Origin of the sequence: Pseudooctadecabacter sp., from assembly GCF_020627745.1 — a bacterium.
Taxonomy (GTDB): domain Bacteria; phylum Pseudomonadota; class Alphaproteobacteria; order Rhodobacterales; family Rhodobacteraceae; genus Octadecabacter.
Genome location: NZ_JAHDGE010000071.1, coordinates 1 through 3,852, shown reverse-complemented (window position 1 = coordinate 3,852; position 3,852 = coordinate 1). Strand labels below are relative to the sequence as shown.

Annotated in this window: 4 protein-coding genes and 1 pseudogene; 3 read left to right on the top strand and 2 right to left on the bottom strand. The window is 58.5% G+C overall.

The window, feature by feature from the left end; translation table 11 throughout:
• On the bottom strand, positions 1-465 hold a 465-nt coding region (locus QZ653_RS14875), incomplete at its 3' end, for a GNAT family N-acetyltransferase (RefSeq protein WP_296421291.1).
• Positions 462-1,052: an HD family hydrolase gene (locus QZ653_RS14870; protein ID WP_296421289.1), complete on the bottom strand. Its 591-nt coding sequence runs from the start codon at positions 1,050-1,052 to the stop codon at positions 462-464. The genes QZ653_RS14875 and QZ653_RS14870, both read right to left, overlap by 4 nt.
• 108 nt (positions 1,053-1,160) lie before the next feature.
• Here QZ653_RS14870 and ahcY point away from each other — a divergent pair, with 108 nt between their 5' ends.
• From ahcY to QZ653_RS14855, 3 genes and pseudogenes are all read left to right on the top strand, one after another.
• A complete protein-coding gene (ahcY, locus tag QZ653_RS14865) occupies positions 1,161-2,549 on the top strand; it encodes an adenosylhomocysteinase (protein WP_296421287.1) in 1,389 nt (462 codons plus the stop codon).
• 122 nt (positions 2,550-2,671) lie between these two features.
• The gene (locus tag QZ653_RS14860; RefSeq protein ID WP_296421285.1) at positions 2,672-3,349 is read left to right on the top strand and encodes a PRC-barrel domain-containing protein; all 678 of its coding nucleotides are present in this window, start codon (positions 2,672-2,674) and stop codon (positions 3,347-3,349) included.
• A 159-nt stretch (positions 3,350-3,508) separates the two neighbouring features.
• Positions 3,509-3,852: pseudogene (locus QZ653_RS14855) on the top strand (hypothetical protein); the annotation flags it as partial.

Here is a 3,852-nt window from a genome sequence, read left to right as displayed (position 1 = left end):
GAACCGTTTGATAATCCGGTCGACGGTCGTGCCGTCTTTGCGGGTGTGGTCGTTGGGGATGATGGTGTCATCCGCGAACCCCATTTTGGAATAGAAGGCCAAACCGCCTGTGTTGTCTGAGGTGATTTTGGCGATGATGGACTGGCCGCCCAAGGTGCGACAATCGGATTTGGTTTTGTCGGTCACCACCTTGCCTGCGCCACGCACGGGATTTTGCTGGTCGGTGAAGGAGCCGATGGAATAGACGCCGGGTTCAACCTCAAACGTGGATTGGAAGCCGACGACCCTGTCGCCGTCGACGACAACGTTCGAGGTGGCCGCGTCGTCGATGTAGTGATCGCCGAGGTCGGTTTCGGTGTACGGATCCTCATAGGCGGTGGACCCGCCCAGGGCGATGATGTGGTTGATGATGGCGGTGCAGGCGGGCACGTCGGCGCGGGTCATTTTGCGGGCGGTCAGGGTCATAACAGGTCCATCAGTTGGGCGTGGCGGGCGGTGAAATCTGTCCGCACGTCAACAGGGGGACGCAGACGGATTTGAAGCGATTGGGCAATAACAGGGTCTAGTTTGCCGAAAAATTTGTCGGCCTCTGTGGTGGTGAAGCCTGCGATCTGAACGGCCTCAAGCCAGGCGGAGACTTTGTCGGCCTTCTTGATCTGTTTCTTGACAGCGGCGGGCACCTGCGCGGGCAGGCCGAACCGGATGTGAATGGCCGCCATCAGCCGATCATCAAGGACCTCATACCCCGGACCGACAGCGGCCTTTACGGGGCTGATCATATCGCCGATGACGTATTCCGGAGCGTCGTGAAGAAGGGCGGCCAGCTGCCATTTGACAGGCGCATTGGGGTTCATCTGACGGAAAATCTGTTCGACCAGCAGGGAATGTTCGGCCACGGAATAGGCGTAATCGCCACGGGTCTGGCCGTTCCAGCGGGCGACGAAGGCAAGGCCATGGGCGATATCCTCGATTTCGATATCCATTGGAGTGGGGTCCAGCAGGTCCAGCCTGCGGCCCGACAGCATCCGTTGCCATGCACGGGGTTGTTTCATTTCAGCACTCCGATTTGAGGGGTGACCCTAAGGCGCAGCATGGTCGATTGTCGAGAGGGGCGGGCGGTGATACAGCACGGCCAAACATATGATGCAAGGAGAGCCGGGATGGCCAAAGATTACATCGTGAAGGACATCGAACTGGCCGCCTTCGGCCGCCGTGAGCTGGACATTGCCGAAACCGAAATGCCCGGTCTGATGGCGTGCCGTGAGGAATATGGCGAGAGCCAGCCGTTGAAAGGTGCGCGGATTGTCGGGTCTTTGCACATGACGATCCAGACGGCGGTTCTGATCGAGACGCTGACCGCGTTGGGTGCCGACGTGCGCTGGGCATCATGCAACATCTTTTCCACGCAGGACCACGCGGCGGCGGCGATTGCCGAAGCGGGCGTGCCGGTTTTTGCGATCAAGGGTCAGTCGCTGGAAGAACATTGGGATTATCTGGACCGCTCGTTCCTGTTCGAAGACGGGCCGAACATGATCCTCGACGATGGCGGCGATGCGACGCTGTATATCCTGTTTGGCGCGCGCATGGAGGCCGGGGAGGATGTGATCCCCGTGCCGCAGTCCGAAGAAGAGGCCGTCATCAAGGCGCAGATCGAAAAGCGGATGGCGGCCAGCCCCGGTTGGTTCACCAAAATGCGCGACCAGATTGTGGGCGTGTCCGAGGAAACGACGACCGGCGTGCACCGTCTGTATGATCTGCACAAGAAGGGGCAGCTGCCTTTCCCTGCGATCAATGTGAACGATTCTGTCACCAAGTCGAAGTTTGACAACAAATACGGCTGCAAGGAATCGCTGGTCGACGGCATCCGGCGCGCGACGGATACGATGATGGCCGGTAAGGTTGCGGTTGTGATGGGCTACGGCGATGTTGGCAAAGGCTCTGCCGCGTCGCTGGCCGGGGCGGGTGCCCGTGTGATTGTGACCGAGGTTGACCCGATCTGTGCGCTTCAGGCGGCGATGGACGGGTTTCAGGTGACCACGCTGGACGAGGTCGTCGAGACGGCGGATGTTTTTGTGACCACCACGGGCAACAAGGACGTGATCCGCATCGAACACATGCGCCGGATGAAGGACATGGCGATTGTCGGGAACATCGGGCATTTCGACAACGAAATTCAGGTTGCCGCGCTGAAGAACCACAAGTGGACCAACATCAAGGAACAGGTGGATATGATCGAGATGCCGAATGGCAATCGTTTGATCCTTTTGTCCGAAGGCCGCCTGCTGAACCTTGGCAACGCCACGGGACACCCGTCGTTTGTGATGTCTGCAAGCTTTACCAATCAGGTGCTGGCGCAGATCGAATTGTGGACCAAGGGTGATGAATACCAGCCCGGCGTTTATATCCTGCCCAAACATCTGGATGAAAAGGTGGCGCGTCTGCATCTGGACCGGATCGGCGTGAAGCTGTCCAAGCTGGACCCGGAGCAGGCTGCCTATATCGGCGTGTCCCCTGACGGCCCGTTCAAACCTGAACATTACCGTTACTGATCCGCGCCTTAACGCAGAAACCGGACATCGGTTCCGACAAAAATTTGGGGCCCCGCGGCGGAACAGCTGCGGGGTTTTTTGTGTTGTGCAGGCAATGACAACCTCATCTATGGAGATTGAAAATGCTTAAGACACTTATGACCACAACCGCCCTGACGTTCGCCCTTGCGGTGCCTTCCTTTGCACAGGAAATGGAAGACACCGACATGGACACCAACATGGAAGAAACGTTCGAGGCTGCTGAAGCCGAAGACGGCATGATGGAAGACGAAGACGGTGCGATGGAAACTGCCGACGCCGACACAGACATGTCCGAGGACATGGACGGCGAAGACACAATGACTGCCGACGCCGAGCCTGTGATCCCAGAAGATATGGACGGCGAAGAGAACATGACCGTCACAGCCGAAACGCTGAACGGTGAAACCGACATGGAAAACGCCGATGGCGAGACAATGACGGCCGAGGCCGACATGTCCTCCGAAGGTCTGGACCAGCTGTCCCAGTTCTCCGGCATGACTGTTGACCAGATTGTGGGTCTCAACGTGCTGAGTGCCGACGGTGAAGACGTGGGCGAGATCGACTACGTGATTTCCGACGGTGAAGGCTATCAGGCCGTGATCGGTATCGGCGGTTTCCTTGGTCTGGGCGAATATACCGTCGCCATGCCGCTGGAAAACTTTGCCATGACCGATGGTGAGCTGATCCTTGACGAAGCCACCGAGGAAGAGCTGAACAACATGCCAGAGATCGACGAGAGCGAGCTGGAAGAGTTGGACGGCGACTACGTCATCAGCTAAGTTGACCGAGATCGACGAAAGGCGCCCGGGGGAAACCTCGGGCGCTTTTTTCGTGGGATCATCTGTGATGTCGCGCTAGATCCGGAGGGGATGGAGAGGGACACGATGTCGGACCAGCCCCCTGAAGAGAATGAGCCACCGCAGCGCAAGGTGACGCGTATGGCGATCGTCCGTTCGGTGACGACAACTGTCGTGACGTTGATCGGGGTCGGGGCCTGTGTGGGCGGACTTTTGGCAATTCTGCATCCTGAAACGCCCCTGCCGTCGGAGTGGAATCCGTTGGACCCGCTGGAGGTGGCGGCGCCGGTTACGCCATTGACGTCATGGAAATTGCGGCGCGCGCTGAATGACGCGGAGATGTGTCTGACCGTTCTTGATGCCGCCGCTGGTATGACACCGAGGGACCCGTTTGAAGCATCCGAGAGTTGTCACATCCGCAACCGGGTTGATCTGACTTCTGTGGGTGGTGCCCGTCTTGACAGGATCGAAACCTCATGTGCGAC

Bases quoted from the DNA above. Each gene is read 5' to 3' on its own strand.
- QZ653_RS14860 (WP_296421285.1), top strand. From the start codon at position 2,672: ATGCTTAAGACACTTATGACCACAACCGCCCTGACGTTCGCCCTTGCG.
- QZ653_RS14870 (WP_296421289.1), bottom strand. From the start codon at position 1,052: ATGAAACAACCCCGTGCATGGCAACGGATGCTGTCGGGCCGCAGGCTG.
- ahcY (WP_296421287.1), top strand. From the start codon at position 1,161: ATGGCCAAAGATTACATCGTGAAGGACATCGAACTGGCCGCCTTCGGC.